This is a genomic window from Ruegeria sp. B32, assembly GCF_025141855.1.
Lineage (GTDB): Bacteria > Pseudomonadota > Alphaproteobacteria > Rhodobacterales > Rhodobacteraceae > Ruegeria > Ruegeria arenilitoris.
On record NZ_CP081106.1, the window covers coordinates 2,512,184 to 2,526,669 of the forward strand.

Here is a 14,486-nt window from a genome sequence, read left to right on the forward strand (position 1 = left end):
AAATTGTCTTAGCGTTCAACCACCTCGTAAGGGGTGTCGAACCAGTGCTCCTCGAGGTTTGCGCCTGAACCGATACGGTCGACTACCGCGAAAAGGCCGGGCGCGTGCAGCGGCGTCAACACGCCGTGCCATGTGCCGCGATGATAATTCACCCCCTGCCCCGGCTGCGTCACGAAGGCCAGCGGCTGGCCCGGAACGCCGCCCTCATCCGGCGCGACGATCACAAGGAACGGCTGATGCGTCATCGGAATAAAAGCCTGGCTGCCCTGAGGGTGACGTTCGACCATGTCCAGTTGATAGGGCAATGCCCGCGGATTGGCGTCGAACAGGCTGATCCCTGCACGACCGTCAGCAAAATCCAGAACCGCCCGGTCATGGTATCGCCCGCACTGACCCTGGTTGATGATCTTGTCCGGTGCGCCCGAAACCTCGAGCACGTCGCCGAACGGCGCAAAGGCTTGGGCCGTCAGCGGCGCGATAGGAATGATCCGAGTCATGAGGGCAGCACGTCGCGCAGCCGGAACTCGGCGATGCGCTCGACCTGGCGGCAGGCTTCGGTGAGCTCGGCCTCGCGGTCATTCTCGATGCGTCGCTGGAACGCCTGCAGGATCGAGGCCTTGTCGTGGTCGCGCACCGCGATGATGAAGGGAAAGCCGAATTTCTCGGTGTAGCGCGTGTTCAGATCAGTAAAGGCATCGCGCTCGGCGTCGGTCAGGGCGTCCAACCCGGCCGAGGCCTGCTCGGACGTGCTTTCGGCCGTCAGGCGTTTGGCCTGTGCCAGCTTTCCCGCCAGATCCGGATGCGCGGTCAGAACGCCAAGGCGTTCCTCGGACGAGGCCGAACGGAACACCCGCGCCAGCGCGTTGTGCAGCCCGCCCGTCGTATCATGGGCGGGGCCCAGTTCCAGCGCCCAGGCGCGCTCGGCGATCCAGGGCGAATGTTCGAAAATGCCGCCATAGGCCGCCACGAAGGCGTCGCGGTCCATCTGCGAGGGGCGTGGGCGATCCTGCGGCGGATGATGCGCCGCCCAGTGTTCGGCAATCTGCAACCGGGTCGCGAACCATACATCGGAGAAGCCGCGCGCATAGTCCAGAAACCGCTTCAGCGCCATCACCCGGCCCGGCCGGCCGATCAGGCGGCAATGCAGGCCGATCGACAACATCTTGGGCGCGCCCGCCTGCCCCTCGGCATAGAGCGCATCGAAACTGTCGCGGAGATAGGCGAAGAACTGATCGCCCGAGTTGAACCCCTGCGGCGTGGCAAAGCGCATGTCGTTGCAGTCCAGCGTATAGGGCACGATCAGCTGGTCGCGTCCGCTGACGTGCATCCAATAGGGCAGATCGTCAGCGTAGGTGTCGGCCACATAGGCAAACCCGCCTTCCTCGGCCACCAGCCGAACGGTGTTGTCCGAACACCGTCCCGTGTACCAGCCGCGCGGGCGGTCTCCGACCACCTCAGTGTGCAGGCGGATCGCCTCGGCGATCTGGGCGCGCTCCTCGTCTTCCGGCATGTCCTTGTGCTCGACCCATTTCAGGCCGTGGCTGGCGATCTCCCACCCGGCGGATTTCATCGCCGCCACCTGATCGGGCGAGCGCGCCAGCGCGGTGGCCACGCCATAGACGGTCACCGGCAGGTCGGCCATCAGGCGATGCAGCCGCCAGAACCCAGCGCGGGCGCCGTATTCATAGATGGATTCCATGTTCCAATGCCGCTGGCCCGGCCAAGGCGCGGCGCCGACGATTTCGGACAGAAACGCCTCGGACGCGGCGTCGCCATGCAACACGCAGTTTTCACCGCCCTCTTCGTAGTTCAGCACGATCTGCACTGCCAGCTTGGCCCCGCCCGGCCACTGGGCATCTGGCGGGTTGGCTCCGTATCCAATCATGTCGCGGGGGTATCGGGGGGGCTGCATTCTGCTTTCCGTCTTCAATTTCAGGCTTCCATTCGGTTTATCCCATAAAACCGTGATGGATTATCAAATCAATCCGAACGCTGTTTCCGGTTGTTTCAGCGTTCCCTGTGCCATGGCCTTTGCCGCAAGATGGGCAATGCAAACCGGATTGCCTAAAATGGCATCCGAAGACGAAACGTGCAGACAACAGCAGGAGCAACTCGTGGCAGGTTATCTGACGACCCACGTTCTGGACACGGCGCGCGGATGTCCGGCCGACGGGCTGAAAATCGCGTTGTACCGGGTGTCCGGCAATTCGCACCGGAAACTGGTTGAGATGGAAACCAACGCGGACGGGCGCACCGACAGTCCCATCCTGCCGGAAAAGACTTTCAAGACCGGTATCTACGAGTTGATCTTCTTTGCGGGGGACTACCTACGTGCCTCCGGACAAGCCGTTGAAGACCCTCTTTTCCTGGATCAAATACCGATCCGGTTTGGCATGTCCGACCCCGAGGCGCATTACCACGTGCCGCTTTTGCTATCGCCATTCGGGTATTCGACCTACCGGGGCAGCTGACCCCTCAGACCTGCGACGTCCGCACCACGTCGCCGATCCGCGAGATCATGAAATCCATGAACAGGCGCGCCTTGGGGTCCTGATGACGCCGATGCGTGTAGAGACACGCCATCTGCACCGAAACCGGTGGCGTGTCGACGGCAACAGGCACCAAACGCCCGGCCTTGAGATGCTCGGCCACTTCAAAAACGGGTTTCATAGCGATCCCCTGCCCAGCCAGCGCCCAATCAGTCAGAACATCGCCATCGTCGCACTCGAACCGCCCGGACACCGCAAACCGTTTCGGTCCTTCGGCTGTCTGCAGCAGCCATTGGAACTCGGTCGCTCCGGGGAATCGCAGGTTCAGGCATTCGTGCCGGTCCGAGATCAGCTCCGCCCCGGTCCGGGGCATGCCCCGGCGCGCGACATAGTCTGGCGCAGCACACAAGACACGCTGGCAATCCGCGATTTTGCGGATCCGCAAAGTGCTGTCTTCGGGTTGACCGATGAAGAACGCCAGATCCAGCCCTTCGGTCGTGAGATCAACAGACCTGTCCGTCAGACGCAGCCGCACGTCAATCTCGGGGTAGTCGGCAAGAAATTCAGGGACTTGAGGCGCCAACAGCCGTCGCCCGACCCCCAGTGGAGCCGCTACGAAAAGCGATCCCCGGGGAGCTTCGGTCAGGTGCACGACCTGCGCCTCGGCCTCGTTCACGGCATCCAGAACCGCAACCGCACCGGGGTAGAACGCCCGGCCCTGCTCGGTCGGGCTGAGGTTTCGGGTCGTACGCTGGAACAATCGCACACCCAAATGATCTTCGAGCTGGGAAATCCGCGCCGAAGTCACCGCTGGCGAGATTCGCAGATCGCGTCCGGCCGCGGACATGCTGCCAAGATCATAGACCCGGACAAAGGTACGGATATTGTCGAGATAGGACATCTTATCGTTTTTTTTGATACAGTTTGACAATATACGGGAATACCGAAGAAAACCCCGTTTGCCTAGTGTGTCGGCAAGCAATCGGAGAGCTTTGCATGTATGAATTCGCCGTGTTCTGGGACTGGATGGCATTTGCGGTGCGGTGGCTGCATGTCATCACGGCAATCGCCTGGATCGGATCGTCGTTCTATTTCATAGCGCTGGACCTCGGCCTGAACCGCGACATTCCCGGCCCGGCGGATGGCGAGGAATGGCAGGTGCATGGCGGCGGCTTCTACCATATCCAGAAATACCTGGTGGCGCCCGAGCGGATGCCCGACCACCTGACCTGGTTCAAATGGGAAAGCTATGCAACCTGGCTCAGTGGTGCGGCCCTGTTGATGATCGTCTACTGGGTGGGCGGCGAGCTGTACCTGATCGACGCACAGAAGGCCGATCTGGCGCTGTGGCAGGGCATCCTGATCTCGGCGGCGTCGCTGACCGTGGGCTGGTTGATCTATGATTTCCTGTGCAAATCGGGCCTGGGCGAGCGTCCGACCCTGCTGATGCTGCTGCTGTTCGTTCTGCTGGTGGCGATGGGCTGGGGATACAACCAGATCTTCACTGGCCGCGCGATGATGCTGCATCTGGGCGCGTTCACAGCCACGATCATGACGGCCAATGTGTTTTTCATCATCATGCCCAACCAACGGATCGTTGTGGACGACCTGAAAAACGGCCGCACCCCGGACCCGAAATACGGCAAGATCGCCAAGCTGCGCTCGACCCACAACAACTATCTGACTTTGCCGGTGGTCTTCCTGATGCTGTCGAACCACTATCCCTTGGCCTTTGCGACCGAATACAACTGGATCATCGCGGCGCTGGTCTTCCTGATGGGTGTCACCATCCGGCACTACTTCAATACCCGCCACGCCCGGGCCGGCAACCCGACCTGGACCTGGCTTGTGACGACCCTGCTGTTCATCGCCATCATGTGGCTGTCCACTGCGCCGATGTACAAACCGCTGGAAGAGGCCGAGGCGCAGCCCCTGACCCAGTTCGAGGAGCGCTTTGTGCTGGCCAGCGGCTTTGAAGAAGCCCATGACGTAGTCTTGGGGCGCTGTTCGATGTGCCACGCGCGCGAGCCCGTTTGGGACGGAATCCTCTGGGCCCCCAAGGGTGTTCTTCTGGAGACCGAAGGTGACATCGCGCGCAATGCCGAGCAAATCTATCTGCAGGCTGGAGTCAGCCACGCGATGCCGCCGGCCAACGTCACCTATATGGAACCCGAAGACCGCGAGGCCATTATCCGCTGGTTCCGAAACGCGGGCCTGTAGCGGCAGCTTTTCCACAACTTCGCATGGGAACTGGGAAATCCGCGTTTATTTCTTTGCCTGAGCGGTTTGAGATGGTCTAACTGTTTCCAAGGGATCGCGGCGCCGCGACAAGCAGCGCAAATCAATGCGGCCCGGGACAGGTGGAGCCATTTGATGCAGGCGAGCAGACGTAGGGGCGGTCTGAAGAACTGGTGTGCGGGTGTGTTTTTTGCCCTCGCCCCGACCTGTGCGATGGCACTGGAAACATCGCTTGCAGCGCCAGGATTGTCGGACGACTTGAAAAAGCAGATTGAGGAAACGTCCTCGGTCATGACTGCCGACAACCGGGGGCTGGACACGCCGCTTGAAGTTCTGTCAGCCGCGTTGTCGGATTACCGAACGATCGTGCAAATTCTCTATGATGCAGGATATTTCGGCCCGTCGGTCAGCATCAAGCTGGACGGGAAAGAAGCGGCAGATCTCAGCTCGCTGAGCGTTCCTGCGCAGATCAATCGGGCAACGATCACCATTCGCCCCGGCAAAGCGTACAATTTCGGAACCGCAGTCGTTCAGCCTTTGGCGCCCGATACCGAATTGCCCGAAGAGTTTGCCCCCGGCAAGCTGGCCACGACCGGCGCCATTCAACAGGCGACTTCGGCCGGGATTCAGGCCTGGAAGGACGCGGGCCACGCCAAAGCGAAACTGCGCGATCAACAGATCATCGCCCGGCACGCACAGGCCCAGCTGGACGCCCGGATCGACCTGGATCAGGGGCCGCGCCTGAAGTTCGGCAAGATGTATATCGAAGGCGGCACCGATGTCCGCCACAGTTCGATCGAGAAAATCGCCGGTTTCCCGTCGGGCGAGGTCTACTCGCCCGAAAAGTTGCAAAAGGTCGGCACACGGCTGCGGCGGACTGGTACGTTCAGCACCGTCTCGATCCAGGAACGGGACACGCCGAACCCGGACGGCACGCTGGATTTCGACGCCACCTTCGAGGACTTGCCCAAACGCCGCCTGACGTTTGGGGTCGAACTGGCCTCGCGCGATGGCTTGGACCTGACCGCGACCTGGACCCACCGCAACGTGTTCCGCCGCGCTCAACGGCTGCGCTTTGAGGCCGCTATCCGAAATATCGGCGGGTCTGAGGATATCGACGGGCGGTTGGGTCTGCGTCTGGATCAGCCCGACCGACTGGGCCCCGACGACAACACCTTCTGGAGCGCGCTGCTCGAGCGCCGAAATACCGACAATTACAGCGTGTCGGTTGCCTCGCTGACCTATGGTGCGCGGCGGACGTTCTCGGACGAGTTGTATGCCGAGGCGGCTGTGGGCTTCTCGATCTCGAACGCTGACGACGCCTATGGTGACGGCCGCAAGTTCCGGTATTTCATCATTCCGTTCCGGTCCGAGTGGGACAAACGCGACAGCAAGGTCAGCGCCACCCGCGGGTATTACCTGGACAGCCAGTTCATGCCCTTCGTCGGCATCTCGGGCACGGATACCGGGCTGCGCCTGTTTTTCGACGGTCGCGCCTATACCAGCCTGGGCACTGGCGGCCGGATCGTGCTGGCTGGGCGAGTGCAACTTGGATCGATCCTCGGCCCTCCGGCGGATGGTGTCACACCGGATTTCCTGTTCTTCTCCGGCGGCGCGGGCACCGTTCGCGGTCAGCCCTATGAAAGCCTTGGTGTCCCCGTCGGCACGGGCATTGCCGGCGGCAAGTCCTTTCTTGGCCTGTCGGGCGAGGTGCGCGGCAAGGTCACCGAAAAGCTGTCTCTTGTTGGGTTTTACGACTACGGTATCGTAGACACGTCCTCGTTCATCGGCAGTGGCGCCGAGTACCACGCGGGCGCGGGCCTTGGCGTTCGGTACGATCTGGGCGGCTTCGGCCCGCTAAGGCTGGACCTGGCGGTGCCTGTGCAAGGTGACACGGGCAACGGGCTGCAGTTCTATATCGGGATCGGGCAAGCATTTTGAGGCGTTACCTTTCATATCCTCTGGCGGTCGGGGCAACCGCCTTTGCCCTGTCCGGCCCCGTGGCCGCGCAAGAGGAAGAGAGTGGCGGTCTGCTGACCGATTTCCTGCAGAACACGTTATCCGGGGACAACCGCAATATCCGGGTCATCGGCTTGGAGGGCGCGCTGAGCTCTCGCGCACGCATCCAGGAGATCACGGTGGCCGACGACGAAGGAGTCTGGCTGACCATCAAGAACGCCGAGCTGGATTGGAACCGGCTGGCCCTGATCCGCGGCCGGTTTTCCGTGAACGCCCTGACCGCCGAAGAAATCGACATCGCACGCGCACCCGGCAAGACCACCACAGACGAACCGGCCGCCACCGCCGAGACCGAACCCTTTCAACTGCCCGAACTGCCCGTGGCGATCGAGATCGGTGAACTGCGCGTCGACGAGTTGTCCCTGGGCGAACCGCTGATCGGCGTTGCAGCAGACCTTTCAGTGGACGGAAACCTGAATCTTGCCGATGGCGCGCTGGACACCAAGCTGGACATCAATCGGTTGGACCGGGCCGGCGATCAGATAAATCTTGTGGCCGGTTTCCAGAACGAAAGCCGGCAAATCGACCTGGACCTGACCATCTCCGAGGCGTCAGGTGGGCTGATTTCGACCGCATTGAATATACCGGACAGCCCGCCCATCGGCCTGACGGCTAAAGGGTCCGGTCCGATCACCGACTTCACGGCGGATATCGGGCTGAGCAGTGACAATGTCGACCGTGTCTCGGGCCAGGTGCGCCTGCGCGGGATCGAGAAGACCGAAGGGGCGGCAGACGAAGGCATTGCCTTTACCGCCGACCTGGGCGGCGACCTGACCCCATTTCTGGCCGCCAACATGGATACCTTCTTCGGTACGGATACACGTCTGTATGTCGATGGCCGTACCGGAGCCGAAGGTGCGCTGGAGATTACCGAGGCGGACATCACGTCCGAAGCTTTGAAACTGGAAGCGCAGCTCAGCCTTGGAACAGGCGGGGCGCTGCAACTGGCAGCCGTCCAGGCACGGATCTCGCCACCGGCCGGGGACGACGTGGTCCTGCCATTCGGTGGAGGAGACACATCCGTCAAGGCCGCACAGCTCTCTGCCCTGTTCGACCACGAAAACGGCAATCATTGGGACCTGAGCCTGACGACCGATAATGTTGTCACACCCCAAGTCCAGATTGCGCACACGCGGTTGACCGCACAGGGCACCCTGACTCAGATCGGCGGTCTGGACCTGACAGGAGACCTTCAAGCCTCTCTGGATGGTTTGGACTTGGCTGACCCTGCCCTGAACACAGCGGTGGGCGATCGCGTCACCCTTGATGGCCTGTTCGAATACGGACGGGACAAGTCGCTCCGACTCTCGGGTTTCGAACTTGGGGGAACCGACTATTCAGCGACCGCCGATGCTGTCGTCAGCGGGCTTGAAAGCGGTCTGAAGATTGACGGATCGGCAACGATGCAGGCGTCCGATCTGTCTCGTTTCTCTGAGGTCGCCAAATTGGATCTGGGCGGCCGGGCATCGGTCCGGGTCGAGGGGGCGGGCTCGCCGTTGGAGGGCAGTTTTGACGGCAAGCTGGCCGTTTCCGGACAAAACCTGTCCACTGGTCGGGACGATATCGACCCCATCATCGCGGGCGAGACGGACATCACGCTGGACGCCAAGAGGGATGCAAACGGCATCCTGATCCGCGCTCTCACCATCGACGGCGAAACCCTGAACGCACAGGCGGATGGCGCGGTCACCACTCCGAACGGCAATTTCACCATCGACGGCCAGGCCCGGGTGAATGCCTCTGACCTTTCGGTATTCTCCGGCCTCGCCAAGCGCGACCTTGCGGGGACCGTTCAGGCCCAGGTGGATGGCAAGGGCACCGTGCAGACCTTTGAGTTTGATGGCACTGCGCAGGTGACGACTACAGACCTGCAAACCGGGCTGGATCAGGTGGATCCGCTTGTGACCGGGCGCGTCGTCCTGAACTTCGACGGCGCGCGCACCGGTGACCGGATCGAAATCCGCAAGGCAACCGTTGACGCAGCCGCGCTGAATGCCCAAGTCGCGGCAACCATCGACGATCCGACCGGAAACCTGGCCTTTGACGGTCAGGCGCAGGTCGATGCCCCCGATCTGTCCGTCTTTTCCGGACTGGCAGGCCGTACGTTGGCGGGCGCGGTCACGGCGGATGTGACCGGTCGAGGGGCCCGTGGCAGCAAAGTCTTCGACGTGCAGGGCAAAATCAATGCAGAGGACATCTTGACCGGAATCGAAGCGGTGGATGCGCTGATCCCCGGACAGACGACGCTGACAGTCGACGCATCGAACGGCGAGGAAGGGTTGAACCTCCGCAACTTCCGGCTTGCAGGGACGGCCTTGTCCGCCAACGCATCCGGCATCTTGAGCCGCGAAAGCGGCGGGTTGAGCTTCTCCGCCGGGTTGGACGACCTCGCCCGGGTTTCACAGACCCTGACGGGACCGCTGAAGGTGAACGGGAATGTGGCTCCCACATCCAGCGGAGTTGAGGGCACGGTCAGAGTGACCGGCCCGGAGACGTCCTATGCCAATCTGGTAGGCAGCGTAAATACGGATGGCTCTGCCGACCTGGACTTTGACGCCAAGTTCGATAGGGTCGAACGTTTTGCGCCCGAGTTTCCGGGCAGCTTGACGGCGAAAGGCAATGCAACGCGCCAGAACGGCGTGTGGACCATTGATGCCAATGCCGCCGGACCGGCCGAGATCAGCAGTGCGGTCAAAGGAACCTACGACGAAGCCTCGGGCAATGCCGACATTTCTGCACAGGGCGGCGTCAATTTGGGCATTGCAAACATCTTCATCACGCCCAACAAGATCGACGGATCGGCCCGGTTCGACCTGGCGTTGAAGGGCAAGCCGGCGCTGGAGTCGCTGAGTGGTCGGATCACCACCTCAGGGACGTCGATGGCGATCCCCAGCGTTGGGCAGACCATCACCGATATCGGCGGAACTGTAGACCTTGCCAACAGCCGAGCAACGATTTCGATGCGCGGCGGCATGCGCGCCGGAGGCGGATTTACGGTCAGTGGCCCGGTCGACCTGACACCGCCTTTCAACGCGCAGATCACAACTGCAATCAACAATCTCGTCCTGACCGACAATCTTCTGTACGAGACCACGTTGAACGGCCAGATCGCAATGACGGGCGCCCTGGCAGGGAACAGTTCGCTGGCCGGGCAGATCACGTTTGGCGAGACCAATATCAACCTGGCCGCGGCATCAGGCGCGGTGGGGGCTGCGCCGATCCCGAAGATCGAACACGTGAACGAAAGCAATGCCAGCTACGTCACTCGGGAACGGGCGCAGCTGGTAGAAAAAGAGAAAACGTCGCAATCGGACTCTCGCATATCTCTCGACATCAGCCTGTTGGCCCCCAAGGCGGTTTTCGTGCGAGGTCGCGGTGTGAATGCTGAATTGGGCGGTGCGATCTTCATCAAGGGCACCACCAAATCCGTCATCCCATCGGGCCAGATCGAACTGATCCGCGGTAATCTGGACATCCTTGGCCGGAGGCTGGCGCTGACCAAAGGCGTGGTCAGCCTGCAGGGCGACCTGACGCCGTATATCGAATTCGAATCCTCGGCCAGCACTTCGGATGGAACCGCAACGTTGGAAATCGCGGGCCCTCTGGATTCTCCGACAGTCGATGTGTTCTCGGACCCCGAACGCCCCGCCGAAGAGGCGCTGGCCATGCTGCTGTTCGGCAACCGCTTTTCCGAACTGTCCCCGTTTGTCATCGCCCAGATGGCCGCGTCGCTGGCCCAACTGAGCGGTGCCGGTGGCGATGCCACCAAGGGCGTCCGGGACGCCACGGGCGTAGATACCGTCGACGTCGGCGCGACCGAGGGCGGCGGCGGGCGTCTGGGCGCCGGCGCTTATCTGAGCGACAACCTGTACACCGATTTCACCGTGAACACCGAAGGCGACACCGAGGTGAACCTGAACCTGGACGTCAGCGACAGCGTGACGGTGCGCGGCACCGTAGATGGGCGCGGCGATACCGGCATCGGGATTTTCTTCGAGCGTGACTACTAGGGTTGGGCGGGACCGCCACCCTAGACCTCTTCGACGGACAAGACCCCATCCAGTGATTTGATGGCACCCTTGATCTGGGGATTGATCGGGAACTCCTGCCCCAGGTCCATCTCGACCTCTCCCGGCAAGCCTGGATCCAGCAGACACAAATGGATCGGCCCTTTCGAGGCGTTTTTGGCCGCCCCCGCAGCATTCGCGAGAACGCTGGCGACCGTCGACAGCGCCTGTGATTGGTCCAAAAAGATACGAAGCCCGGTCGCGCCGGCCTCGGCCACGACTGAATCCGCCGGCCCGACCGAGCGCGCCAGCAGCTTCAGCTGGTCAGCCTCCATCGTGGCTTCGGCCGTCAGCACGACCTGCGCGCCGGTTTCCAGGTATTCGCGTGATTTCTCTAGGGTTTCCGAGAACAGCGTCACCTCGTACGCCCCGGTCGGGTCGGACAGCTGGGCAAAGGCGAACCGGTTGCCCTTGGCCGATTTCCGCTCCTGTCGCCCGGCGACCACACCGGCCATCTTGGCGATCAACGGACCCGAGCGTGCCTTTTCGGTAACCTCGTCCAGCGTCATCACCTGCTTGCGTTTCAGCGCGGGCATATAGTCGTCCAGCGGGTGCCCGGAGAGGTAGAAGCCGATCGCCTTGAACTCTTCGCTCAGCCGTTCGGCGGGTAGCCAGTCGGGCGATTTCGACAGGCGCGGTTCGGGCAGGTCGTCGCCCGCCTCGCCGAACAGCGAGACCTGGTTCGAGTTCTTCTGTTCGTGGATCGCCGCCGAATACTGCACCAGCTGTTCGAGGCTTTCGAAGACCCGGCGGCGGTTCTTGTCCAGCTCGTCAAAGGCGCCCGCGCGCGCCAGCATCTCCAGCGGCCGTTTTCCGACCTTCTTCAGATCGACCCGGCGGGCAAAGTCAAAGAGGTTGACGAACGGCTTGTCGCCCCTGCCCTGCACCACGAGGTTCATCGCCTCGACGCCCACGTTCTTGAGCGCGCCCAGCGCATAGACCAGCTTGCCATCCACCACATCAAACGTTGCCTGCGACCGGTTTATGCAAGGCGGCACGTAGGGCAGTTCCAAACCCTTGCGGACCTCTTCGAAATAGATCGCCAGCTTGTCGGTCAGATGGATATCGCAGTTCATGACACCGGCCATGAATTCGACCGGGTGGTTCGCCTTCAGCCAGCCGGTCTGATAGCTGACCACCGCGTAGGCCGCCGCGTGAGATTTGTTGAAGCCGTAGTTGGCGAATTTCTCCAGCAGGTCGAACACCTCGGACGCCTTCTTGGCATCTACCCCGTTCGCGGCTGCCCCGGCCTCGAATTTCGGGCGCTCGGCGTCCATCGCCTCTTTGATTTTTTTACCCATCGCGCGGCGCAGCAGGTCGGCGCCGCCGAGGCTGTAGCCCGCCATGACCTGCGCGATCTGCATCACCTGCTCCTGGTAGACGATGATGCCTTGCGTTTCTTCCAGAATGTGGTCGATCAGCGGGTGGACCGAGGTGATCTTGCGCTGGCCATTCTTGACCTCGCAATAGGTCGGGATGTTCTCCATCGGGCCGGGACGGTAGAGCGCGACCAGCGCCACGATGTCCTCGATGCAGGTGGGTTTCATGCGCTTGAGCGCATCCATCATGCCCGAGCTTTCAACCTGGAACACCGCCACGGTCTTGGCCGCGGAATAGAGCTTGTAGGTGGCCGGGTCATCCAGCGGGATGGCGTTGATCTGGTTCTCGGCCCCCTCGGCCGGCTCATAAAGCTGCCGACCGTCGGCCGCCACGTGCAATGGCCGTCCGGACTTGAAGATCAGGTCCATGGCGTTCTGGATGACCGTCAGAGTCTTGAGGCCCAGAAAGTCGAATTTCACCAGGCCGGCCTGTTCGACCCACTTCATATTGAACTGGGTGGCAGGCATGTCCGAGCGGGGGTCCTGATAGAGCGGCACCAGTTCGTCCAGCGGCCGGTCGCCGATCACCACGCCAGCGGCGTGGGTCGAAGCGTTGCGCAGCAGCCCCTCGACCTGCTGGCCATAAGTCAGAAGGCGGTCGACCACCTCTTCGTTGCGGGCTTCTTCGCGCAGACGCGGTTCGTCTTTCAGGGCCTTCTCGATCGACACCGGCTTGACGCCTTCGACCGGGATCATCTTGGACAGGCGATCCACCTGGCCGTAAGGCATCTGCAGCACCCGCCCGATGTCGCGCACCGCGGCCTTGGACAAGAGCGCGCCGAAGGTGATGATCTGGCCAACCTTGTCGCGGCCGTATTTCTGCTGAACATACCGGATCACCTCTTCGCGGCGGTCCATGCAGAAGTCGATATCGAAGTCGGGCATCGAGACCCGTTCGGGGTTCAGGAAGCGTTCGAACAGCAGGCTGTAGCGCAGCGGGTCGAGGTCGGTGATGGTCAGCGCATAGGCCACCAGCGAGCCCGCGCCCGAGCCCCGGCCCGGACCGACGGGGATGTCATGATCCTTGGCCCATTTGATGAAATCCGCAACGATCAGGAAGTAACCGGGGAACCCCATGCCCTCGATGATGTCCAATTCGAAATCCAGACGTTTCTGGTATTCCTCGGGTGGGACAGCGTGCGGGATCACCGCCAGTCGGGCCTGCAGACCCTCATTGGCCTGGCGGCGTAGCTCCTCGACCTCGTCATCGGCGAATTTCGGCAGGATCGGATCCCGCTTGTAGGCCATGAAGGCGCAACGTTTGGCAATCTCGACCGTGTTTTCGATCGCCTCGGGCAGGTCGGCAAACAGCGTGGCCATTTCCTGCGGCGACTTGAAGTAATGCTGCGCGGTCAGGCGGCGGCGACCTTCCTGCTGGTCGACATAGGCACCTTCGGCAATGCAAATCAGCGCATCATGCGCCTCGTACATATCCGAGGTCGGGAAATAGACGTCATTCGTGGCCACCAGAGGCAGGTTCTTGGCATAGGCCATTTCCACATGGCCGCGCTCGGTCAGGCGCTCGGCCTCGGGCTGGCCATCCTCTCCGGGATGACGTTGCAGTTCGATATAAAGGCGATTGGGGAACATCGCGGCCAACCGATCGACCAACAACTCGGCCGCCGGACGCTGGCCCTGCTGCAACAGGCGGCCCACGGGCCCATCCGGTCCGCCGGTCAAGCAGATCAGCCCATCGGAATACGCAGCCAACTCCTCAAGCGTGACCTGCGGCAACTGCCCGCCCTTGTCCACATACAGGCACGAGCTGAGCTTCATCAGATGCTCGTACCCCGTCTCAGACTGTGCCAGCAGTACAATCGGCGCGGGGGGCTTGGGTTTTTCCCCCGGCTGCGCTTGAACATACGCCAGATCAACCTGGCAGCCCATGATCGGCTGCACACCCGCACCGCTTGCGGTGACCGAGAATTCCAGCGCCGCGAACATGTTGTTGGTGTCTGTCACCGCAACTGCGGGCATGTCCATCTGCTCGCACAGCGTTGGCAGTTTCTTCAGGCGCACCGCCCCCTCAAGAAGGGAGTATTCGGTGTGAACTCGGAGGTGGATGAATCGAGGAGTACTGCTCATACGAGGCAGGCTATCGCACTCGCGACCCGGGAAAAAGCCGGAACAGTTAGGGCCGATTGCTGAAATAATAGCCGCTCATTATTCGGAGATTCCAGAAGGTGCTTCAGCCGACGCCGCCGGAGTAACACCAAAATCTCTTTCAATTCAGATGCCTAGATAATAATGACGTGGTGCATATCAAGGCATGGGATCAGGAATGGTACATTCGG

8 protein-coding genes are annotated in these 14,486 nt (G+C 61.8%); 4 read left to right on the forward strand and 4 right to left on the reverse strand.

Annotated features, from left to right (window positions below):
• Positions 1-8: 8 nt before the first annotated feature.
• A complete protein-coding gene (locus K3752_RS12735) occupies positions 9-497 on the reverse strand; it encodes an ureidoglycolate lyase (RefSeq protein ID WP_170449201.1) in 489 nt (162 codons plus the stop codon).
• Positions 494-1,912 carry an allantoinase PuuE gene (gene puuE, locus K3752_RS12740; protein ID WP_260063423.1) on the reverse strand — a complete coding sequence of 473 codons (1,419 nt, stop codon included), beginning with the start codon at positions 1,910-1,912 and terminating at the stop codon, positions 494-496. The genes K3752_RS12735 and puuE overlap by 4 nt, the downstream gene beginning before the upstream one ends.
• A gap of 202 nt (positions 1,913-2,114) precedes the next feature.
• Between puuE and uraH the strand changes: the two genes are divergently transcribed.
• Entirely contained in the window at positions 2,115-2,471 is a 357-nt protein-coding gene (gene uraH, locus K3752_RS12745; protein WP_170337485.1) for a hydroxyisourate hydrolase, read from the forward strand.
• A gap of 4 nt (positions 2,472-2,475) precedes the next feature.
• Here the strand turns inward: uraH and K3752_RS12750 are convergent, their stop codons facing one another.
• The gene (locus K3752_RS12750) at positions 2,476-3,390 is read right to left on the reverse strand and encodes a LysR family transcriptional regulator (RefSeq protein WP_170337484.1); all 915 of its coding nucleotides are present in this window, start codon (positions 3,388-3,390) and stop codon (positions 2,476-2,478) included.
• Between the two features lie 95 nt (positions 3,391-3,485).
• Between K3752_RS12750 and K3752_RS12755 the strand changes: the two genes are divergently transcribed.
• The 3 genes from K3752_RS12755 to K3752_RS12765 all read left to right on the forward strand — a co-directional run bounded on the left by K3752_RS12755 (position 3,486) and on the right by K3752_RS12765 (position 10,756).
• Positions 3,486-4,709: a urate hydroxylase PuuD gene (locus tag K3752_RS12755; protein WP_260063424.1), complete on the forward strand. Its 1,224-nt coding sequence runs from the start codon at positions 3,486-3,488 to the stop codon at positions 4,707-4,709.
• 264 nt (positions 4,710-4,973) lie between these two features.
• The gene (locus tag K3752_RS12760) at positions 4,974-6,668 is read left to right on the forward strand and encodes an autotransporter assembly complex family protein (RefSeq protein ID WP_260063425.1); all 1,695 of its coding nucleotides are present in this window, start codon (positions 4,974-4,976) and stop codon (positions 6,666-6,668) included.
• A complete protein-coding gene (locus tag K3752_RS12765; RefSeq protein ID WP_260063426.1) occupies positions 6,665-10,756 on the forward strand; it encodes a translocation/assembly module TamB domain-containing protein in 4,092 nt (1,363 codons plus the stop codon). Before K3752_RS12760 ends, K3752_RS12765 begins: the two co-directional genes overlap by 4 nt.
• Before the next feature lie 20 nt (positions 10,757-10,776).
• On the opposite strand, the gene dnaE is transcribed toward K3752_RS12765, so the two are convergent.
• On the reverse strand, positions 10,777-14,277 hold the full coding sequence (dnaE, locus tag K3752_RS12770) for a DNA polymerase III subunit alpha (RefSeq protein WP_260063427.1): 3,501 nt from the start codon (positions 14,275-14,277) through the stop codon (positions 10,777-10,779).
• Between the last annotated feature and the right edge of the window lie 209 nt (positions 14,278-14,486).

Excerpts from the sequence above, each read along its gene's own strand:
- K3752_RS12755 (WP_260063424.1), top strand. The coding sequence starts at position 3,486 with ATGTATGAATTCGCCGTGTTCTGGGACTGGATGGCATTTGCGGTGCGG.
- K3752_RS12750 (WP_170337484.1), bottom strand. The coding sequence starts at position 3,390 with ATGTCCTATCTCGACAATATCCGTACCTTTGTCCGGGTCTATGATCTT.
- puuE (WP_260063423.1), bottom strand. The coding sequence starts at position 1,912 with ATGCAGCCCCCCCGATACCCCCGCGACATGATTGGATACGGAGCCAAC.
- dnaE (WP_260063427.1), bottom strand. The coding sequence starts at position 14,277 with ATGAGCAGTACTCCTCGATTCATCCACCTCCGAGTTCACACCGAATAC.
- K3752_RS12735 (WP_170449201.1), bottom strand. The coding sequence starts at position 497 with ATGACTCGGATCATTCCTATCGCGCCGCTGACGGCCCAAGCCTTTGCG.